Origin of the sequence: Caballeronia sp. Lep1P3, assembly GCF_022879595.1 — a bacterium.
Classification (GTDB): Bacteria; Pseudomonadota; Gammaproteobacteria; order Burkholderiales; family Burkholderiaceae; genus Caballeronia.
In genome coordinates this window covers 498,924-517,160 of the sequence record NZ_CP084266.1, presented here as the reverse complement: position 1 = coordinate 517,160, position 18,237 = coordinate 498,924, and the positions used below count along the sequence as shown (strand labels likewise).

Here is an 18,237-nt window from a genome sequence, read left to right as displayed (position 1 = left end):
GCGCAGGACTGCGCTGGTTATCTACGGGCACGACACAGGCTTGAAGCACGCGCCATCAGGCGCTCATCAGTCTTTTCTCTCGCGCGGCGCGCCAGCGCGCGACGAGATTCGGTATCAGCACCGACGACAGCAACAGCGCGCCGGTGACGATCGTAAGTGTTTCGCTCGATACGTCCGCGAGCGTCAGCGCGTTACGCAACACGCCGATGATGAGAAGCGAGAGCAGCACGCCGATCATCGAGCCGCGCCCGCCGAAAATGCTCACGCCGCCGAAGAGCACCGCCGCGATGACGGACAACTCGAAGCCTTCGCCGTTATCGCCGCGCGCGCTCGTGAAGCGCAGCGTGTAGACGACGCCCGCGAGCGCGGACATCGCGCCCGACATCATGAAGAGCTTAGGTTTCGTTCTTGCGACATCGATGCCGGAGAACTGCGCGGCTGTCGGATTCGCGCCGATGGCATAGAGGCTGCGGCCGAAGGGCGTCGCTTGCAGCAGCACCGTGAAGATGATCGCGCCGACGATGACGAGAATGAACGGCATCGGCAGGAACGTCCCCGCGACGGTGTCGATGCCGAAGGCCGTATAGGACGTGGGGAAATCCGCAATCGCCTGATCGCCGAGCAGCACGTAAGCCAGGCCGCGAAAAAGCGCGAGCGTGCCGATGGTGACGGCGAGCGAAGGCAGACCGAAGCGCACGATCACGAAGCCGTTCAGCAGCCCGGCAAGCGTGCCAGCGCCGAGCACGATCGCGATGACGAGCGGCATCGGCAAGCCCATGTGCCACAGCACGCCCATCAACGCGCTCGATGCGCCGAGCACCGAAGCGACCGACAAGTCGATTTCCGCCGCGACGATCACGAGCGTCATCGGCAGCGCGATCAACGCGATCTCGGTGAAGTCCGCGAGCATGTTGGACAGATTCGCGGACGACAGGAACATCGGCGAGAGAACGCGCCCCGCCACGAGCGATACGGCAAGAACGACGACGAGCATCGTTTCCCATTGCACATGACGTTTCTTCGTCGAAAGCGTGTTCAAAGTGGAATCTGGTTTAGCCATGATCGCGTTTCCTCATCATGCGCCGCGCGACGGAACGCGCGAGCAAGGTATCGAGCGTGATCGCGGCGACGATCAGCGCGCCCTGAATCGCCTGTTGCCAGAACGGCGAGACCCGCAGCACGACCAGTGCGATGTTGATGACGCCGAGCACGAGCGCGCCGAGCGTCGCGCCCGCGACGGTGCCGACGCCGCCTGTGATCGCGACACTGCCGACCACCGCCGCCGCGACCACTTGGAGTTCGATGCCTTTCGCCGTGCTTGCATCGACGGTGCCGAAGCGCGCGAGCCACAACACGCCCGCAAGCCCCGCGATAGCGCCCGACAACAGAAAGCCGATCATCACGCGACGATCCACGCGAATGCCCGCGAGACGCGCGGCTTCTGGGTTCGAGCCGATTGCATAGTGCTCTCGCCCGCCGCGATAGTGCCTGAGATACACCGACAACACGATCAGCACGGCGAGCGCGATCAACACGAGATTCGGCACGCCGAGCAACGAGCCGGTCGCGATGCCCGCGAATGCGTCCGGCAGGCTCGTCGCGTTGATCTGTCCGCCGTGGACCCACGCGTAGTCCGCGCCGCGCACGATATAGAGCGTCGAGAGCGTGGCAACGAGCGAAGGCACGCGACCAAACGTGACGAGCGCTCCATTTAGGAACCCGATTAGTAATCCGATGCCTATTCCGGCGATCATCGCGGCCAGCACCGGCATATGCGGGAACGTCACGAAGAGACTGCCGACGGCATACGCGCTTACGCCGACGATCGACGCCACCGACAAGTCGATGTGCCGCATCAACATTACGATCGTCATGCCGGCGGTCAGCAAGCCGATGATCGACACATTGAGCAGTACGTCCCGCAGGTTCTGCAGGTTCAGGAAGTCGGGCTTGACCGCCGCCGTCGCGCCGACGAGCGCGAGCAGCACGATGAAAAGCGTCAGCTCGCGGCTTTTCGCGATGGATGCGGCAATGCCGTCGCGTCTCGCGCGGTCCGCGTGCATCGCGGGCAAAGTGGGAGAATGTCTCGTCATCATGCTGCGCGCCCCAATGTATGCGGCGATGCGCCCAACGCCGCGCTCATCACCCGTTCCTCGTTCGCATCGGCGCGAGGAATATCCGCGCTGATACGGCCCTCGTGCATCACCAGCACGCGGTCTGCCATGCCGAGCACTTCGGGAAGCTCACTCGATATCATCAGCACGGCCATGCCTTCTTTGACGAGTTCCGCGAGCGTGCGATACACCTCCGCTTTCGCGCCGACGTCGATCCCGCGCGTCGGCTCGTCGATGATGAGCACTTTCGGATGCGTCGCGAGCCATTTGCCGAGCACGACCTTTTGCTGGTTTCCGCCCGATAGCGTGCCGACGGGCGCATCGAGATCGCTCGCCTTGAGGCGCAGCCGCTTGCCCCAATCGGCGGCGAGCGTCGATTCGCTGCGCGACGAAATGAGGCCGTGCCGCATCAGCCGTCCGAGTACCGTCAGCGATGTATTGCGCGCAATCGACAGTTCCATCGCAAGCCCTTGCGCGCGGCGGTCTTCCGGAACGAGCGCCAGCCCCGCGCGCACCGCGGCCGCCGGCTTGCCCAGTCGCAGCGTCTTGCCGGCGACGCGCACTTCGCCCGCATCGACTGGATCGATGCCGAAGATCGCGCGGGCGACTTCGCTTCTTCCCGCACCGACGAGGCCCGCCAGCGCGACGATCTCGCCCGCGCGCACATCGAACGAAACGCCCTTGAACACGCCTTCGCGCGTCAGGTTGCGCACGGAGAGACGCACGTCGCCGGGCGTCACATCGGCCTTGGGATAGAACGTATCGAGATCGCGCCCGACCATCTTGCTCACGATCGCATCGATGCTCATCTCGGCAGTGAGCGCGTCGTGCACTTTCGCGCCGTCGCGCATGATCGTCATGCGCTGCGTGAGCGCGAAGACTTCGTCGAGACGATGCGTGATGAAAAGAATCGCGGCATTGCGCTCTTTCAGCGCGCGCACGATTGCAAAGAGACGCTCGACTTCGGGAAGTGACAGAGCGGCGGTCGGCTCGTCCATGATGAGCACGTTGGCATCGAGCGAGAGCGCTATTGCAATCTCGACGACTTGTTGATCCGCGATCGAAAGTCCGCGAACGAGCCGCTGTGCACGCAGATTGACGCCGAGCGACGCAAGCAGTGCATCGACTTCGCGATGCATCTCGTCGTAGCGAATGCGCCCGAATCTGTCGCGCGGCTGTCTTCCCATGTAGATGTTCTCCGCGATGGAAAGGTCCGCGAAGAGCGTCGGCTCCTGATAAATCACGGCGATGCCCGCATCGCGCGCTTCAGCAGGATTTGCAAAACGCCGCGCGATGCCATCGACGAGCAGTTCGCCGGCGTCGGGCTGATAGACGCCTGCGAGCAGCTTGACGAGCGTGGATTTGCCCGCGCCGTTTTCGCCGAGCAAAGCATGCACTTCGCCGGGAAAGAGTTGCAGGCTGCCGTCGCCGAGCGCGCGCACGCGCCCGAATGCCTTACTCGCGTGACGCAGTTCGAGCCTTGGTGTCATGAAACGCCCTCCAGCCTATATGCGATAGATACGTTCTGCATTCCGAACGAAAAGCGCCTGCTTCTCGCTTTCGCTTGCATCCGCGACGATGCCTGCATACGCGCGCCAGATAGCCGTGTAGGAACCGAACAGGCGGTCCACCGGAAAGTTCGACGCAAACATTGCGCGCTCGCAGCCGAACGTGTCGATGGTTTCGAGCACATAAGGGCGAAAGCTGTCGACGGTCCATTGATGATCGAACATCGCAAGCCCGCTGATCTTCACGGCGACGTTAGGGCACGCGGCCAGCTCACGCATGCCCTCGCGCCATGCGCGATAACCGGCAGGCGATGCGCGATCCACGAACATGCCCGCGTGATTCACGATGAACTGCGTGTCGGCGTGTTCGCGCGCAAGGCGCGCGGCATCGTGCATCTGCGACGGATAAAGCTGCAAATCGAACGACAGGCCAAAGCGCTTGAGCAACGCGAAATGCGTGCGCCATTGCGATTCATGCATGTAGTGGCGCCCCACATAGTCGTAGAGCGGATTGTCATGCACATTGAGAATCTGGCGAATGCCGCGCGTGTTTGCAAAGGCGGCATGTTCTTCGAGCACGCGCGGCGCATCGTCGGCCGACAAATCCGCGCCCGCCACGATGCCATTCGGCATGGCACGACCTTCTCCATCGGCGATGCCTTGCAGCCAGCGCGTTTCCTCGACAGGATCGGCGGGATCGTGATTCGCGTCGACATGCACGATCTTGAGCACTTCGATGTCTTCTGCATCGCGCAGCAAGTCGCGAAGAAGATAGTCATGCTGCAAGTCACGCGCATCGCCGACGAACGATGTCTGCGGATTCGCAAGCCAGGGATAGTGATGCGTTGAGAGGTCCCACAAGTGAATATGCGGATCGACGACCTGCATGCTGTTCTCCTCGCGGCTGGAACGCGCGTTCACGCAAGATGAAAGACCGGTGCAAGCGGCACGGCGACGGGCGCGTTGTCCGCATGCGTATCCATGAGTTCGGCCATGTAGTCCCACCATTTGCGCATGATGGGCAGCGCCGGCAGCGTGTCGGTGCTGTGCGTGTCCGTGCGCTTGTAGCTGGCGAAGAGATGCCCGGTGCTTTCGTCGAGGAAGATCCAGTAATCGCGAATGCCGGCCGCGCGCAATGCGTCGGCCAGTTCGGGCCATAGCTCGCGATGGCGCCGTTCGTATTCCTCGCGCATGCCCGGCTTGAGGGTCATGCGAAATGCCACTGTCTCCATGGCGGCCCGCCTTTTTATGTTCGATGCGCCTCTTTCGATGCCGCGAAGCGCGTTGTGCTGCGACTATAATTCGCCACCGATAGCAGGACAATCCGAAAGCAGGATTGGCCGATCGCAAAACCGTATCGCGCGAACATCGTTGCGTTGCATCACGCGGATTGCCGAATGAACCAGAACGTCTCACAGGTGGCGCTCGTCAACCGCCTGAAATTCAAGCATCTCGCGTTGCTCGTCGCGCTCGACGACACGCGCAATCTCCATCACGCAGCCGACAGCATCAACGTCGCGCAGCCGAGTGCCAGCCGCATGCTGGCGGACATCGAAGAGGCCTTCGGCTTTCTGCTCTTCGAGCGCAACGCACGAGGCATGCACCCGACGCCGCTCGGCACCGCCGCGCTCGCTTACGCGCGCCGCTCGCTCGCGGACCTCACGCGCTTCGCCGACGATCTCGACAACAAGCGGCGCGGCGGACACGGCCAGCTCACGGTCGGCGCGATCATGGGCGCCGCGCCCGACGTGCTCGCGATGGCCGTGACCGAACTGAAATCCGAGCGTCCGCTGCTCAACGTTCGCATCCTCGGCGAGACGAGCGATCAGGTCGTGCAACTGCTGCATCGCCGCGAAGTGGACCTCGCGCTCGGCCGACTGACCACGCCGCTTCAACACAATGACTTCGACTTCGAACCGCTCGCGCGCGAAGCGATGCGCCTCGTCGTACGCGCGAAGCATTCGCTTGCCGCGAAGACTTCGCTCGCGCTCGATAGGCTCGTCGGCTGGCCGTGGATTCTTCAGCCGATCACGAGCCCGGCGCGCGGTCTCTTCGAGGAAGAACTCGCGCGCGCGGGACTCACGACGCCCGCCGATATCGTCGAATGCGCGTCCATCTTCGCAACGCTGCAACTGCTGCAAAACAGCGACGCCGTGGCGATGCTGCCCGAGTCCGTCGTGCGCGACTACCTGCGCGCGCAATTGCTCGTCGCGCTTCCCGTCGAAATCGGCAAGAGCCTGTCGGGGTTCGGCCTTCTGCGCCGCAAATACGAAACGCTGAGCGAGCCGGCCGAGTACTTCATCGCGCTATTGCGCAAGTATTCGTCGGCGTCGCTCGCGCTCACTGCAAGTTGACGAAGAGGCCGCCGTCCACCAGCAAGGACGCGCCGGTCACGTACCGCGCGCGGTCCGACGCGAGAAACACCACGCATTGCGCGACGTCGTCGGGCGCGCCGAGCCGTCCGAGCGGGATGCGCTTTTCCATATAGGCACGCTTGTCCGTATCGGAAAGGTCTTCCGCATTCAAATCCGTTGCGATAGTGCCCGGCATCACCGAATTGCACCGGATTCCAAAAGGTCCGAGCGCGATCGCGCAGGATTGCATCAGCGAATGCACGCCCGCTTTGGTGGGCGTGTAATGCGTCTGCATGCCGCCCCCGACGAGCGCGCTGATCGAACTCGTTGCGACGATGGCGCCGCCCGTGCCCTGCGCTTTCATCTGGTTTGCGGCGGCCTGCGTCGCGTAGAACGCGCCGTTCAGATTCACGGCGACCGTCGTTTCGTAGACGGAAGCGGGCATGTCGAGAAACGCATGAAACGGACAGATTCCCGCGTTGCTCGAAAGCACGTCCACACGCCCGAACGCCTCCACCGTGCGCCGCACGAGTTCGATGCCCGTCTCGCGCTCCGCGACGTTGCCTTCCACCGCAATCGCACGACGCCCGAGCGACTCGATTTCGCCGACGATCGATTCCGCCGCCGATGCCTTGCCGTAGGACTGATCGTTGTCGCGCCAGTAATTGATCGCGATGTCAGCGCCTTCGCGCGCGCTCGCGAGCGCAATCGCCCGGCCGATGCCGCGCGAGCCGCCCGTCACGATCACGACCTTGTTTTCCAGCAGCATGTGACGCCTCGTCAGTGGGTGTAAGGCCGCGCAAGCGCGCATTCGGGATTGAGCCGCACGCCGAAGCCCGGCGTTTCCGGCACTTTCATGCGGCCGTTCACCGGAACCGGCTCGTCGAGCAGCAAGGGCGTGAACATCGGCACGACCTGATCGGCTTGCGGGGCCATCATCAGGAATTCCGCGAATGGCGAGTTGTGCCGCGTCACGACGAAGTGATAGCTGTACACCGACGACCCATGCGGCACGACCAGCACGTTATGCGCGTCCGCAAGCGCGGAAATCTTGATGAGTTCCGTGATGCCGCCGCACCAGCCGACGTCCGGCTGCACGAGATCCGCGCAGCCCATCTCGAAGAGCATGCGAAAGCCCCAGCGCGTGGCTTCGTGTTCACCCGTCGTCACCATCATGCCGCGCGGCACCGATCGGCGCAGTTCGGCGTAGCCCCAATAGTCGTCCGGCGGAAGCGCTTCTTCGATCCATTTCAGCCCGAATTCGCGCGCCGCCGTCGCGAGACGCTTCGCGTAGTTGAGATCGAGGCTCATCCAGCAATCGAACATCAACCAGAAATCGTCGCCCACTTTGGAACGCATGTCCGCAAGTTTGGCGATGTTCGCGGCAAGCCCTTCTTCGCCTTCCGCCGGGCCGTGCTGCAACGGCATCTTGCCGCCGATGAAACCCATCTGCTTCGCGAGATCCGGGCGCGCGCCGGTCGCATAGAACTGCAATTCATCGCGCACCGGGCCGCCGAGCAACTGAAACACCGGCTCCTTGCGCACCTTCGCGAGCAAGTCCCACAACGCGAGATCGACGCCCGAAATCGCGTTCAGAACGATGCCCTTGCGTCCGTAATAGAGCGTCGCGAAGTACATCTGATCCCACATCTTCTCGATGTCCGTCACGCGCTGCCCTTCGAGGAAACGCGCCAGATGCTTCTCGACGATGAACGCGCCGATCTCGCCGCCCGTCGTCACCGCGAAGCCGACTGTGCCGTCGCTCGCTTCGATCTCGACGACGAGCGAACCGAGCACGTTCAGGCCGAACGACTGCCTGCTCTGCCGATACTCGGGATAACGCGCCATCGGCGTCGCGACGTGATCGTCGATCCAGTGATCGGCGCCCTGATCGTGATAATCCGCGCCGCCGCCGCGAACGGTGAACGCGCGAACCTGGCGAATGGTGGGCATGGACATGGTTTTCGTCTCCTAGTTGTCAGGATGCTTCGACGGGCTCACCGCCCGAAATCGGTTGACGTTGCGGCACGCGCACCAGCGCGACGATCACGAGCGCGGCCAGCACGCTCGCCGCGCCGAGCAGCACGAGGCCGGCGCTCGTTGAATGGAAGGCGGCGTCGGCGGCGGTGCGGGCTATCGGCGCGAAGAATCCGCCGAGGCCGCCGAGCGAATTGATGAGCGCGATGCCCGCGGCGGCGGCCGCGCCCGTCAGATAGCGCGTCGGGAAAGTCCAGAAGAGCGGCTGCGCGGCGATGAATCCGCTGGCGGCGCAACACAGCGCGATGAGCGAGACGAGCGGCATGCCAGCCAGCCCCGACACCGCGATCGCCACGCCCGACATCACGAGCAGCGCGACGGCGCATGCGCGATGCTTGCCCGTCCGATCGGCGTAGCGCGGCACGATCCACGTCACGACGAGCGCAGCGATCCACGGCAGCGCGGTCACGAGTCCCACGCGAAAGCCGACCTTCGTGCCGAGCAACGCCGACACCTGTTGCGGCAGATAGAAGACGACGCCGTACACGGCCGCCTGAATCAGGAAATAGACGCAGCACAACACCAGCACGCGGGCATCGACGAGCGCGGCGAGCACGCGATGCGGCCCATGCGACGAAGCGGCGCGCGCGTCATCCGCGAGGCGCGCGACGAGCCACGCGCGTTCATCGTGCGCGAGCCAGCGGGCGCGGGCGGGATCGTCGTCGAGATACCAGAACGCGCACACGCCGACGATGGACGCGAGCAGCCCTTCGACGAGAAAGAGCCACTGCCAGCCCGCAAACCCGAGCGCGCCGTGCAGATCGAGCAGCAGCCCCGAAAGCGGCGCGCCGAAGATGAACGCGAGCGGCGCGCCGAAGTAGAAAACGCCGAGCGCGCGCGCACGCGACGCTTGCGGAAACCAGCGCGTCAGGTAATAGACGATGCCGGGAAAGAAGCCCGCTTCCGCCACGCCGAGCAGAAAGCGCAGCGTGTAGAACGCGGTTCCAGAATGCGCGAAGGCCATCGCCGCCGAAACGAGGCCCCATGTGACCATGATGCGGCACATCCACAGCTTCGCGCCCACGCGATGCAGCAGCAGATTGCTCGGCACCTCGAAAATCGCGTATCCGACGAAGAACACGCCCGCGCCGAACGCAAACGCGGCGTTCGTGAGCCCCGTATCCTGCTGCAACGCCTTTTGCGCGAAGCCGATGTTCGCGCGGTCCAGAAACGCCAGCACGTACATGAGCAGCAGGAACGGCAGCAGCCGGCGCATCACGCGGGACGTGACGGCGCCTTCCGCGAAAGCGGATCGATCCATGTCTCTCTCCAGTGAAACGCGCGGGAATCAGTAGGTCGCGCGTCCGCCCGACAAGTCGAACACCGCGCCCGTGCTGAACGCGCAGTCTTCGGACGAGAGCCACAGGATGAGCGACGCCGCTTCCTCGGGCATGAGGAAACGGTTCATCGGAATCTTGGAGAGCATGTAGTCGATGTGCTGCTGCGCCATCGAATCGAAGATTTCGGTCTTGGCCGCGGCGGGCGTGACGGCGTTCACGAGGATGTTCTTGCCCGCGAGTTCCTTGCCGAGCGACTTGGTGAGCCCGATCAGCCCGGCCTTCGACGCGCTGTAGTGCGAGGCGTTCGGATTGCCTTCCTTGCCCGCGATGGACGCGATATTGACGATGCGCCCGTAGCCCGCCTTCAACATGTGCGGCACGATCGCGCGGCACGTGAGATATGGTCCGATCAGATTGACGTCGATGACGCGGCGCCAGACTTCGGGCGCGAGTTCCCACGTCGCCCCGTTGCCGCCGGTGATGCCGGCATTGTTCACGAGCACGTCGATCTTGCCGTGCGCGGCGAGCGTCGCTTCGACGGCGGCGTTGACGGAAGACTCGTCCGTCAGTTCGACGACAGCCTCGCTGACCGTGCGCCCGTCGTATTTCGACGAGAGTTCGGCGCGCGTGCGCTGGAGCCGCTCCGCGTCCACATCCCACAGCGCGACGCTTGCGCCCGACGCGAGCGCGCGCTCGGCGACCGCAAGGCCGATACCCCGCGCGCCGCCGGTGATGACCACACTGCGATCCGCCAGATCGATCCGGTTCATGCCCTGTCTCCTTGTATTGTCGTGTCGGTGAGATGCCGTGACGGGCACTATAGACCGGCGCCAATAGCGGAACAATTCGAAAGGGCCATCGTTCGATAACGAAAGCGGATCGCCGGTTTAGCGACGGCGCTTGAGTGTCGTGCGTGGCACTTCGGGAACCGTCAGCGTGGGCGCTTTTTGCAGATGCGTCCGGCGAAAAGTCCTGTCGGCGAACAATGCGAACGCGAAAAGAGCCGCGATTCCAACAGGGCAAAGCAAAAGAGTGGCAACGAACATGATGGCATTCCGAGGTCTGTGTTGCGACCGAGTATATCGGTGCAACGTCGCGCAACTGAACCCGAATGTCGTCAAAACATCGTTCAACGCCGTGCAACGCGGATTAGGATAGTTGCGATGTCCACCGCCCTCGCAGCGCGGGCTTAACCGCCCTGGCACGCCCATTGCTCATTGGCTCGCACTGTCGACCAGAGCGCCACGCGCCGCGTCCGGCGACGACCACTCACCCAACTAAAAAAGCATGTTCACACCGAAACCTTGTACCGCAACCTGCGTCCTCGACGGACTGCCCGTCACCCTCACCTACTACCCCGACACGGCGCTCCTGCGCATCACCGACGCGAAAGGCCGCTGCGTGCGCGAAACGCGCTGGCCGGCTCCGTGGCGCACCTTGCTTGCGACGCTGCGCGAATTCAGCGGCCGGGAAGCGAACAGCCAGCTTTCGACGCTGCTCGACGAGATGCCGGACGAAGCCGCGCTCGCCTGACGCATCGCGACTGACGCTCATAACAATCGATCCACCACGCGAGGACGCCCCCCGTTCCACGCTGCAAAAGAAGAGGAAACAATGGCAATTGGCACTGTGAAATGGTTCAACGACGCGAAGGGGTTCGGATTCATCAAGCCGGATGACGGCAGCCCCGACCTGTTCGCGCATTTCTCGGAGATTCGGGCGGACGGTTACAAGTCGCTGCAGGAAAACCAGAAGGTGATGTTCGAGGTGCGTCAGGGTCCGAAGGGCTTGCAAGCGGCCAACATTCAGCCGCAGTAAGCCGCAGTAAGCCGCAATAAGCCGCAACAAGCCGCGAATGCGCAAAGCCGTGAGGCCGTATCGGTCTCGCGGCTTTTTTTCATCGGCAATCAAACGCGACCGAACATCGCCGCCGGCGCCGGGCGCAGCGCGAGCCAATAGACCAGGAAGCGTCCCGCGAAGATTCCGGCGACCACGCCCGACACGAGACCGTTCAGCACGACGAACATCGAATCGACGCCCGCCGCTCCGCCCGTCGCGAGTTCGAAGCCGATCCAGAATTTCGAGGCGAACGTCGCGAGAATCAGCAGCATCGGCACGATGGACCCCGGCACCGTGACGGTGCGCTGTGCGCGATCCACCGTCAGCCCGCTTCGCTTCGCCAGCGCAACGCCGACGCCCGCGCCGGCCAAGCCGCCGACAAGCCACATCGCAGCCGTTTCCCAGCCGGCCGCCGGCCCGGTGACGATGTGCAGCACGCCCCAAGCCGCGAACACGGCGGGCACCACCGCCAGTTTCGAGAGCGGCGCGGTGCCGCCTTTCATCGCCTTCAGGCCGCGCGACACGAGCACCGCCAACAACACCCAAACCCAGACCGGCGTGCCGGCCAGAATCGCTTGCAGAGACATGATCGTTCTCCAGTTGATTGCGCAAGTTCCGTCGATCGACGAATCTTTACGTTGGAAAGATTTTGACTTTCGAGTGCGGCTGGGTCAACATATTTTTACATTGTAAAGATTGATCGACCAGAGGGTTTCCATTCCTATGCAGAACGCCGAAACGCCGCGAAAGCGCGGCCGGCCCGCGACGAAGAACCCCGCGCCGCACGCCTACCACCACGGCTCGCTCCCCGATGCGCTGCTGCATGCGGCCGAGACGGTGCTTCGGCGCGACGGCTTGCGCGGGCTGACGCTGCGCGCCATCGCGCGGGAAGCCGGCGTGTCGCACACGGCGCCCCAGCATCATTTCGGCGATACGGCCGGCGTCCTCAGCGAACTCGCGGCGAGCGGCCATCGGCGGCTCGCGGATGCCATGGCGAAGCGCGCCGCACGAGCGCAGAGCGCGGCGCAACGCAATCGCGCGATCGCGCACGGCTATATCGACTTCGCGGCGGACAATCCCGACCTCTTTCGCCTTATGTCGCGAAACGAGTTGCTCGACGCAAGCCGCCCGTCGCTGATCGCGGCGCGGCGCGTGTCGGCGGGCGCGCTGTCCGGCATGTTCGATACTGCGCAGCCCGCGCCCGCCGCCGACAGCGCCCACCCATTTGCCGAAATCGACGCCGCGCGCGCCATCGCGATGACGTCGGCGTGGGCGCAGGTTCACGGGCTCGCGTCGCTTCTCGTCGACAACCGGCTTGCCGGACTCGCCAGAGCAGCCAGCGCATTCGCGACGCCGCGCGACCTCGTCGACGCCGTCATCGACGCGATGTGACCGCACAGCGCGGCATCGGCGATTGCAGTTTTGAATACGGCGAGCGCCGGCGTTTACAATGAGTGATTCGCTGCGCATCGGCAGCGGCATCGGCATTTCGAAACGCGGTACGCAATATGCGGTACGCCTCGCGTTTTCATGCCTTCACGTGAGCACCCGCTGGCAGTATGGTCACTGAAACCTCATCTCTCGAATCGCTCGCCGTCGCGGAGCGCGTGCGCGAGCTCATGAGCCGGCACGGCATCGGCAAGCGGCAGCAGACAGCCGAGTTGTGCCGCATCCTCGATCTGAGCTTCTCGCAGGGACATCGCAAGCTGCGCGGCAACAGTCCGTGGACGCTCGCGCAGATCCGCCGCGTCGCCGATGCCTTCGACGAACCCGCGCTCAAGCTCTTCGACAGCATTGACACGCGCCCCGACGAAACGGAAGGCATTGCGCACGAAGCCGTCTTCAAGCTCGGCTCGGTCGAGATCGCGTGCACCGCGTGGGTCGGCAACGCGCTCGATGCGGGCAGCCGGCCGGATTTCATCGCGCAGAAGGTGAACGGCCGCTGGATCGTCATGCGGCACGAGGGCGTGCTGCTGCAACAGGCGTGCGACGTCCACAAGATCGAGATTCAGCCGCGGCGCGCCGATACGGAAAAGCCGGTGATCGCGGTCGTCGACGACGATCACGCGTCCGCCGACAATCTTCACGATTATCTCGAGATGACCGGCTTCACGGCGATGGCCTTTTACGGCCTGGACGCATTTCTCGACGCGCTTCAGTCGCAAGTGTTCGACGCCGTGGTCATCGACTGGCTTTTCGGCGCACATACGTCGGCGGGCGCGATCGCGGCGGTGCGCGAGTCCGACAATCCCGACGCGCCGATTTTCGTGCTCACCGGCGAGCTGACGACGGGCAAGGCGAGCGAATCCGAAATCAGCCAGATCATCCGCGATTGCAACGTGACGTGCTTCGAGAAACCCGCGCGGCTCGGCATTCTCGTGGCCGACCTGTCGAAGCGTCTGCTGCGCGCGTGAACGCGCAATACGCGGCTCAGGCCGCGCGCCGCCGCGCCGTCGCCGCGCGATGCACGGCCGCCTTAAGCACTTCGTAGCGCACCGGTTTCAACAGATAGTCGAAAAAGAGAATGGTGGCGCTCGGGTCCACGCGTTCGGGCGCGTAGGCGCTCACCGCGATGATCGGCACGCTCGCGCCCGGCGCCGTCCTCGCGCGGTATTCGTTCGCGAACGAGTAGCCGTCCTTGCCCGGCATATGCAGATCCGCGAGGATCACATCGGCGTCGTTGGCGCGCAGCCACGCGAGCGCACTGTCCACGTCCGGCATCGCGACCGCCGAATAGCCGAGATGCGTCAGCATTTCGCTGAGCGATTCGCGGATCGACTCGTGATCGTCGATCACGAGCACGCGAGACTTCCGAAAAGCGGACACGTCCGCGTCAAGCGCCGCGCGCTCCGGCATCCGCTCCACCGAAATCACCGGCAGGCTCACGCGAAACGCCGCGCCCTGTCCCACTTCGCTCGACACTTCGATGCTGCCGTTGAGCAGATCGACGAGTCCGCGCACGACCGCGAGGCCCATGCCCGCGCCGTCGAAACGCCGCGTGCTCGACGAATCGAGCTGCATGAATTCTTCGAAAATGAGCGGCAGTTGCTCGCGCGCGATGCCCGGTCCAGTATCGATCACGGAAACGTGAAGATGCTCCTCGGCGCGCGCGAAATGCACATCGATGCTTCCGGCGTCCGTGTACTTGATCGCGTTGGTGACGAGATTCGTCACGATCTGCCGCACGCGATGCGGGTCCGATTCGATCGGCCCGCGCACGCCTGCATAGTCGCCGCGCAGCCGCAGACCTTTTGCGCTCGCGGCGGGCGCGTTCGCATCGACGATGGATTCCAGCAGTTCGACCGGATCGAACACCGTCATGCGCAATTCGAGCTTGCCCGCGCCGAGCCGCGCGTAGTCGGTGAGATCGCGCATTTGCGCTTCGAGATGGCGCGCGCCCGTTTCCAGCCGCTGAATGATCTTGCGGTCCGCCTCGCCGCGCAGATTGAGCCCGAGCAGTTCGATGGACGAAACGATCGCATGCAGCGGCGTGCGCAGTTCGTGGCTGATCATGCCGAGGAACGTGTCCTTCGCGACGCCCGCTTCGCGCGCCGAGCGCGTCGCCTGATGCTCGGCGGCGAGCGCCGCGCGTTGCTGGTCGATGAGCCGCGTGCGCCGGTAGCCGTTGAGCAGAAGCAGCGAAGTCGCCCCCGCGGACAAAAGCCCGAGAAGAATGCCGGCGTAGACCAGATAGCGCCGCTTGGCCTCGAAGTCGCGCACCACCGCTTCGTGCTCGGCGACATCCATGAGCCGACGCCCGCTCGCCAGTTCCGCGACCGCCGGCGCGTTCTGCCGCAGCACGCCGATCACGCGCAGCGTGTGCCCTTGCGCGCGTCGCGCGTCTTCGAGGTCGAGCCGGATCGAATCGAGCGCCGTGCGCAACTGCCGCAATATCTCGTGCTGACGATTGCGCAGCGCCTCGTGGCCTTCGAGCGTGACCGTCGATTCCGAGACCTCGTCGAGCCGCGCGCGCAGCCGTGCATAGCTTGCGCGCACCGCGTCCCCGTCCTCGTCGATGCCATCGCGAAAGAGCAGCACCTGGCTCTCGAAACGCTCGTAGGCGATCTGGAACTGCGCCGCGTCCCAATAGAGGCCGTCGTAAGGCACGACGAGCCGATGCGTCTCCCGCGCGATGACGCCGGAATACAGCATGTAGCCGACCGCGCCGATCGGCGGCGCGACCGCGAGCGCGATCATCGCCACGTACCAGAGGCGGCGAAACCACGGGCGCGTGAAACGAGCGCGACGCTGAGGTTGGCTGGGCGAGGCTGTCATGCGCGTGCGTCGGAGGGAACGCGGCGGCTAGCGCAGCGCCTCGATCTCGCGCGCGGCGCGTTCCGACGCGACGACGATCAGCTTCATCGTCGCCCGCGTCGCGCCGACGAAGATCTTGCGCGCGGCCTGATCGTCGAGGGTGTCGAAATCGACTTCGGTCAGCACCACGCACGGCGCGGACTGCCCCTTGAAGCGATAGATCGATTCGAGCAGCACGTCGCCCTCGCGATACTCCGGGTTGCCGAAGAGATCGTAAGTGCCGGTGAACGCGCGCAGCCGATGCGGGCCGAGATGATCCACCGCCGTGAGCGCCGAGCCTTCGCGCCCGCGAAACGACAGCACCGCGATGTCCTGCTTGCGGAATCCGAGCGACAGCGCGTGCGTGATGGCGCGCTTGGTGGCTTCGATGACTTCCTCGGGATGGCCGTCCTCGTAGGTCGAAACGGTGACATCGGAGCCGTCGAACGGGCTGCCCGCGTCGAGCCGCACGTCCGGCCCCACGATCTTGCGAATGAAGCCGAGCAAGTCGCGCGGGCTGCGATAGTTGGTGGTTTCGCGCAGGATCGTCCAGCCGGGCAGCGGCACGGACTCGCGCAGATACAGGTTCTGCATCGGGTCTTCGAGCCACCACCACGCGCCCTCGGGATTGAGCAGCCGCTCCAGCGCGCCGACCCACGCGGCCTGAAAGTCCTGTCCTTCGTCGACGATGAGCACATCGGTCTTCCACTGCTCCGGCACCGGCACCGCGGCGAAACGTTCTTCGAGCGTCGTGAAGACGTTGGGCTGGCTGAAATCCGGCGGACTGCCCGCATCGCGCGCGACCGCCGCGCTCAGTTGATGATAGTTCGCGATCTTCGCGCCCTTCGGCGCAATCGCGCGGATATGGTCCGCGAGCGGCCGGTTGAAGCAGACGTACAGCACGCTTTTGCCGGCGGCGAGCGCATCGCGCATCACGCACACTGCGAGTTGCGTCTTGCCCGCGCCCGCCGTTGCGATGACGCGCAGGCGAAACGGCGCGAATTCGAGCCGCCGCGCCCACGTCGCGAGTCCGCCGGAGAGCCGCGTGACGAGCGTGTTCGCCGCGCCGACGAGCGCGTTCGTGTCGGGCGTGAGCGAGAGTTCGTCGGCGAGAAAGTGATGGATGCGCGCCGCCGCCTCGAAACGCGGCTCGTCGGGCGGAAGAATGTCCAGCACGACGCGCGCGAGCTGCGCCTTGCGGCTCGCATCGACGATACGGCCCGCCGGCACGCCGGCGATCGCGGCGTCTTTCACCGTGTAGTCCGGGCAAAACAGCAGTTCCTCGATGCGGTACGTCCCCGCGCCGAACGCCGCCGTGAAGCGCCGATGCAGGTTTTCGAGCGTGCGTGCGAGCTGGATCGCGACGTTGCGTTCCTTCTGCAGATACACCTTCACGAGGCCCGCGCCGGTTTCGCGCAGGAATCCGGCTTTCATTTCGATCATCAGCACGCGGCCGGACGGCGCGACGACGACGAAATCGGCCTCGCCGAAAACGGAGAAGCCTTCGTTGATGCGCGTCCAGTGAACGCCGTGATAGACCGTGTAATCCTCGGGCAGCTTTTCGAGGAGCGCGAGCGTTTCCAGTTCGCGCGCGGCGGCGCCGGTCGCGTCTAGATTCTTCCAGTCGTCAGGAACGATTCGGGCCATGCGATGCCTTTGAGCATGAGGGACGTGACGGAGATGATGCGGCGTGATGCGGCGTGCGAATCATTGTACGCAACGCGCCTCGCGTGGCCGAAGCTCTGGCGCCGGCGTCGTCAGTCGGCGTAGTCAGTCGGCGTAGTCGTAGCGCCCGCCGCGTTCGAGCGCGCGCCGGTACACGGGCCGCGCGTGAATGCGTTCGAGAAACGCGTGGATATGCGCCAGGTCTTTCGCCCCGGCGCGCTGGCTCGCGGCTTCGAGCGGAAAGCTCATCTGGACATCGGCGGCGCTGAAGGTATCGCCCGCGAACCAGGCGGATTTCGCGAGTTCGGCGTCGATATAGCTCAAGTGCAGCTTCAGTTGCGGATCGATAAAACTCGCCTGCAGCGTCTCGCCGATGCGTCTTGCAATCGGCTTCGCGAAGAACGGCATTTTCGCCTTGCCGATTCTCGACGCGACGAGCTTGAGCAAGAGCGGCGGCATGGCCGAGCCTTCGGCATAGTGCATCCAGTAGTTGTAGCGCACGCGCGCGGGCGACGCGCCATGCGGCGGCGAGAAGCGGCCTTCGCCATAGCGGTCGACGAGATACTCGATGATCGCGCCGGACTCGGCTATCGCGAGCGCGTCATCGGTCAGAACCGGCGACTTGCCGAGCGGATGCACCGCGCGCAATTCGGGCGGCGCGAGCATGGTCCGGGCATCGCGCTCGTAGCGCCTGAGTTCGTAGTCGACGCCGAGCTCCTCGAGCATCCACAGCACGCGCTGCGAGCGGGAATTGTTGAGATGATGGACGGTGAGCATGGCGTGCTGTCGTGTCGTGCTTCGTGATGATCGGCCGCCGAAGCGCTTTGCTCCGACGGTATGCATCTTGCAGGCGTAAGCCGGAGCGAAAGCGAAAGCGAGACCGAACGCGCTGGAAGTCCGCTCGCCTCGCTCACTTTTCACACGACTAAAAGGAGAACCCGATGACGCTGATCATTTATCTCGTGGGCTGGCTTATTTTCATCGGCGGCGTGTCGTGGGCGCTGGTCGCCATGCACGTCTCGCAGCATGTGATCGCGATCGTCGCCGTCATCATGCTCGGCGTCGCCGTCATTACGGGCGCGACGCGGGCGCGCAACCGCGACCGTTCCTAGCAGCGCAAGCCTTGAAGAAGCGCCGCGCGGACGCG

At 64.5% G+C, this 18,237-nt stretch carries 19 protein-coding genes; 6 read left to right on the top strand and 13 right to left on the bottom strand.

Annotation, left to right across the window (positions count from 1 at the left end; all coding sequences use genetic code 11):
* Positions 1-55: 55 nt before the first annotated feature.
* The 5 genes from LDZ27_RS16865 to rhaM are packed head-to-tail and all read right to left on the bottom strand — an operon-like array spanning position 56 to position 4,854.
* Positions 56-1,060 carry an ABC transporter permease gene (locus tag LDZ27_RS16865; protein WP_244817120.1) on the bottom strand — a complete coding sequence of 335 codons (1,005 nt, stop codon included), beginning with the start codon at positions 1,058-1,060 and terminating at the stop codon, positions 56-58.
* Complete coding sequence (locus tag LDZ27_RS16860) at positions 1,053-2,093, bottom strand: ABC transporter permease (RefSeq protein ID WP_244817307.1); 1,041 nt, start codon at positions 2,091-2,093, stop codon at positions 1,053-1,055. Before LDZ27_RS16860 ends, LDZ27_RS16865 begins: the two co-directional genes overlap by 8 nt.
* Entirely contained in the window at positions 2,093-3,604 is a 1,512-nt protein-coding gene (locus tag LDZ27_RS16855; RefSeq protein ID WP_244817119.1) for a sugar ABC transporter ATP-binding protein, read from the bottom strand. Before LDZ27_RS16855 ends, LDZ27_RS16860 begins: the two co-directional genes overlap by 1 nt.
* A gap of 15 nt (positions 3,605-3,619) precedes the next feature.
* Positions 3,620-4,510: an amidohydrolase gene (locus tag LDZ27_RS16850; RefSeq protein ID WP_244817118.1), complete on the bottom strand. Its 891-nt coding sequence runs from the start codon at positions 4,508-4,510 to the stop codon at positions 3,620-3,622.
* A 29-nt stretch (positions 4,511-4,539) separates the two neighbouring features.
* On the bottom strand, positions 4,540-4,854 hold the full coding sequence (gene rhaM / locus LDZ27_RS16845; RefSeq protein ID WP_244817117.1) for an L-rhamnose mutarotase: 315 nt from the start codon (positions 4,852-4,854) through the stop codon (positions 4,540-4,542).
* A gap of 165 nt (positions 4,855-5,019) precedes the next feature.
* On the opposite strand from rhaM, the gene LDZ27_RS16840 reads away from it, so the two are divergent.
* Complete coding sequence (locus LDZ27_RS16840) at positions 5,020-5,976, top strand: LysR family transcriptional regulator (protein ID WP_244817116.1); 957 nt, start codon at positions 5,020-5,022, stop codon at positions 5,974-5,976.
* Here the strand turns inward: LDZ27_RS16840 and LDZ27_RS16835 are convergent.
* The 4 genes from LDZ27_RS16835 to LDZ27_RS16820 are packed head-to-tail and all read right to left on the bottom strand — an operon-like array spanning position 5,963 to position 10,063.
* Positions 5,963-6,745, bottom strand: a complete 783-nt coding sequence (locus LDZ27_RS16835; protein WP_244817115.1) for an SDR family NAD(P)-dependent oxidoreductase — start codon at positions 6,743-6,745, stop codon at positions 5,963-5,965. The two genes, LDZ27_RS16840 and LDZ27_RS16835, sit on opposite strands and share 14 nt — an antisense overlap.
* Before the next feature lie 11 nt (positions 6,746-6,756).
* Positions 6,757-7,935: an L-rhamnonate dehydratase gene (rhmD, locus tag LDZ27_RS16830; protein WP_244817114.1), complete on the bottom strand. Its 1,179-nt coding sequence runs from the start codon at positions 7,933-7,935 to the stop codon at positions 6,757-6,759.
* Between the two features lie 19 nt (positions 7,936-7,954).
* Entirely contained in the window at positions 7,955-9,274 is a 1,320-nt protein-coding gene (locus LDZ27_RS16825) for an MFS transporter (RefSeq protein WP_244817113.1), read from the bottom strand.
* Positions 9,275-9,301: 27 nt separating this feature from the next.
* Positions 9,302-10,063, bottom strand: coding sequence for an SDR family NAD(P)-dependent oxidoreductase (locus tag LDZ27_RS16820; protein WP_244817112.1), 762 nt, complete (start codon positions 10,061-10,063; stop codon positions 9,302-9,304).
* Positions 10,064-10,580: 517 nt separating this feature from the next.
* On the opposite strand from LDZ27_RS16820, the gene LDZ27_RS16815 reads away from it, so the two are divergent.
* Entirely contained in the window at positions 10,581-10,826 is a 246-nt protein-coding gene (locus LDZ27_RS16815; protein ID WP_244817111.1) for a hypothetical protein, read from the top strand.
* An 81-nt stretch (positions 10,827-10,907) separates the two neighbouring features.
* The gene (locus tag LDZ27_RS16810; RefSeq protein WP_244817110.1) at positions 10,908-11,111 is read left to right on the top strand and encodes a cold-shock protein; all 204 of its coding nucleotides are present in this window, start codon (positions 10,908-10,910) and stop codon (positions 11,109-11,111) included.
* Between the two features lie 89 nt (positions 11,112-11,200).
* Here the strand turns inward: LDZ27_RS16810 and LDZ27_RS16805 are convergent, their stop codons facing one another.
* Positions 11,201-11,719: a DUF6622 family protein gene (locus LDZ27_RS16805; RefSeq protein WP_244817109.1), complete on the bottom strand. Its 519-nt coding sequence runs from the start codon at positions 11,717-11,719 to the stop codon at positions 11,201-11,203.
* Positions 11,720-11,855: 136 nt separating this feature from the next.
* Between LDZ27_RS16805 and LDZ27_RS16800 the strand changes: the two genes are divergently transcribed.
* Positions 11,856-12,524: a TetR/AcrR family transcriptional regulator gene (locus LDZ27_RS16800; RefSeq protein WP_244817108.1), complete on the top strand. Its 669-nt coding sequence runs from the start codon at positions 11,856-11,858 to the stop codon at positions 12,522-12,524.
* Between the two features lie 167 nt (positions 12,525-12,691).
* The gene (locus tag LDZ27_RS16795) at positions 12,692-13,546 is read left to right on the top strand and encodes a helix-turn-helix domain-containing protein (protein ID WP_244817107.1); all 855 of its coding nucleotides are present in this window, start codon (positions 12,692-12,694) and stop codon (positions 13,544-13,546) included.
* Positions 13,547-13,562: 16 nt separating this feature from the next.
* On the opposite strand, the gene LDZ27_RS16790 is transcribed toward LDZ27_RS16795, so the two are convergent.
* The 3 genes from LDZ27_RS16790 to LDZ27_RS16780 form a co-directional block, all read right to left on the bottom strand.
* The gene (locus tag LDZ27_RS16790) at positions 13,563-15,407 is read right to left on the bottom strand and encodes an ATP-binding protein (protein WP_244817106.1); all 1,845 of its coding nucleotides are present in this window, start codon (positions 15,405-15,407) and stop codon (positions 13,563-13,565) included.
* A 27-nt stretch (positions 15,408-15,434) separates the two neighbouring features.
* On the bottom strand, positions 15,435-17,072 hold the full coding sequence (locus LDZ27_RS16785) for an ATP-binding domain-containing protein (protein WP_244817105.1): 1,638 nt from the start codon (positions 17,070-17,072) through the stop codon (positions 15,435-15,437).
* A gap of 123 nt (positions 17,073-17,195) precedes the next feature.
* Positions 17,196-17,867, bottom strand: coding sequence for a glutathione S-transferase (locus tag LDZ27_RS16780; protein WP_244817104.1), 672 nt, complete (start codon positions 17,865-17,867; stop codon positions 17,196-17,198).
* A 164-nt stretch (positions 17,868-18,031) separates the two neighbouring features.
* On the opposite strand from LDZ27_RS16780, the gene LDZ27_RS16775 reads away from it, so the two are divergent.
* Entirely contained in the window at positions 18,032-18,202 is a 171-nt protein-coding gene (locus LDZ27_RS16775; protein ID WP_244817103.1) for a hypothetical protein, read from the top strand.
* The last annotated feature ends 35 nt before the right edge of the window (positions 18,203-18,237 follow it).

Bases quoted from the DNA above. Each gene is read 5' to 3' on its own strand.
- LDZ27_RS16865 (WP_244817120.1), bottom strand. From the start codon at position 1,060: ATGGCTAAACCAGATTCCACTTTGAACACGCTTTCGACGAAGAAACGT.
- LDZ27_RS16860 (WP_244817307.1), bottom strand. From the start codon at position 2,093: ATGACGAGACATTCTCCCACTTTGCCCGCGATGCACGCGGACCGCGCG.
- LDZ27_RS16855 (WP_244817119.1), bottom strand. From the start codon at position 3,604: ATGACACCAAGGCTCGAACTGCGTCACGCGAGTAAGGCATTCGGGCGC.
- LDZ27_RS16850 (WP_244817118.1), bottom strand. From the start codon at position 4,510: ATGCAGGTCGTCGATCCGCATATTCACTTGTGGGACCTCTCAACGCAT.
- rhaM (WP_244817117.1), bottom strand. From the start codon at position 4,854: ATGGAGACAGTGGCATTTCGCATGACCCTCAAGCCGGGCATGCGCGAG.
- LDZ27_RS16840 (WP_244817116.1), top strand. From the start codon at position 5,020: ATGAACCAGAACGTCTCACAGGTGGCGCTCGTCAACCGCCTGAAATTC.
- LDZ27_RS16835 (WP_244817115.1), bottom strand. From the start codon at position 6,745: ATGCTGCTGGAAAACAAGGTCGTGATCGTGACGGGCGGCTCGCGCGGC.
- rhmD (WP_244817114.1), bottom strand. From the start codon at position 7,935: ATGTCCATGCCCACCATTCGCCAGGTTCGCGCGTTCACCGTTCGCGGC.
- LDZ27_RS16825 (WP_244817113.1), bottom strand. From the start codon at position 9,274: ATGGATCGATCCGCTTTCGCGGAAGGCGCCGTCACGTCCCGCGTGATG.
- LDZ27_RS16820 (WP_244817112.1), bottom strand. From the start codon at position 10,063: ATGAACCGGATCGATCTGGCGGATCGCAGTGTGGTCATCACCGGCGGC.
- LDZ27_RS16815 (WP_244817111.1), top strand. From the start codon at position 10,581: ATGTTCACACCGAAACCTTGTACCGCAACCTGCGTCCTCGACGGACTG.
- LDZ27_RS16810 (WP_244817110.1), top strand. From the start codon at position 10,908: ATGGCAATTGGCACTGTGAAATGGTTCAACGACGCGAAGGGGTTCGGA.
- LDZ27_RS16805 (WP_244817109.1), bottom strand. From the start codon at position 11,719: ATGTCTCTGCAAGCGATTCTGGCCGGCACGCCGGTCTGGGTTTGGGTG.
- LDZ27_RS16800 (WP_244817108.1), top strand. From the start codon at position 11,856: ATGCAGAACGCCGAAACGCCGCGAAAGCGCGGCCGGCCCGCGACGAAG.
- LDZ27_RS16795 (WP_244817107.1), top strand. From the start codon at position 12,692: ATGGTCACTGAAACCTCATCTCTCGAATCGCTCGCCGTCGCGGAGCGC.
- LDZ27_RS16790 (WP_244817106.1), bottom strand. From the start codon at position 15,407: ATGACAGCCTCGCCCAGCCAACCTCAGCGTCGCGCTCGTTTCACGCGC.
- LDZ27_RS16785 (WP_244817105.1), bottom strand. From the start codon at position 17,072: ATGGCCCGAATCGTTCCTGACGACTGGAAGAATCTAGACGCGACCGGC.
- LDZ27_RS16780 (WP_244817104.1), bottom strand. From the start codon at position 17,867: ATGCTCACCGTCCATCATCTCAACAATTCCCGCTCGCAGCGCGTGCTG.
- LDZ27_RS16775 (WP_244817103.1), top strand. From the start codon at position 18,032: ATGACGCTGATCATTTATCTCGTGGGCTGGCTTATTTTCATCGGCGGC.